Here is a 689-nt window from a genome sequence, read left to right on the forward strand (position 1 = left end):
TAGTAAGCGAACACATAATTCAAATACACGCTATAGAGTCTGCGGTATTTGAGTTCAGCACCCATAAAGGAATAATAGTTCGTGTTGATGGTGGGGATTTTAAGCCCTAGTTCAATCCCATGTTGGGCTACATGATCGCTGCCTTTTTTCTTAGGTCTAGCTAGATTCATCCTCACTCCCATGTTGAATAAGAATTGGAAGTTAGCCACATTCATTTTAGCGTTATAGACATTATTCATGGTGGCTAAATTCACATACTCAGAATTAAGCCATGAAGTGCCCGCTAACGCAATGCCTCCAAAAAGCCCCACAGAAAGCTTGTTGTTTTTGCCTAAGAAGTTGGTGGCTTTATCGTTGATGAAGTTATAGAGAGCGTCCGCTCCAAAACCATAAGTCCACACATCAGAAGCCGAGTTGAAGAAGCTGGATTTGATGAACGCATGGTTGTAATCAAAAAAGCCGTAATACCTAGCGCCCCACCTTCTTTTTTGGCCAAAGAATTGTTTGTAGCCCACTTGAATGCCGATCCCATTCATCGCGCCGTTGTTGGTTTGAGAACTGACGATGCCCATTTTCCTAAAGGGGTTACGCCCTAGTTCTTGGTTGATGGTTTGGATTTGGTTATAAGAGTTAGGATTTAGGTAGTAATTGGTTTCTATGCCTTGCGGGCTATAGGGGTTGTTCTTTTT

1 pseudogene is annotated in these 689 nt (G+C 42.4%); it reads right to left on the reverse strand.

Annotated features, from left to right (window positions below):
- Positions 1–689 (reverse strand): annotated as a pseudogene (babB, locus tag DBU79_RS07725) (Hop family adhesin BabB); the annotation flags it as partial.

Source organism: Helicobacter pylori, from assembly GCF_009689985.1.
Classification (GTDB): Bacteria; Campylobacterota; Campylobacteria; order Campylobacterales; family Helicobacteraceae; genus Helicobacter; species Helicobacter pylori_CG.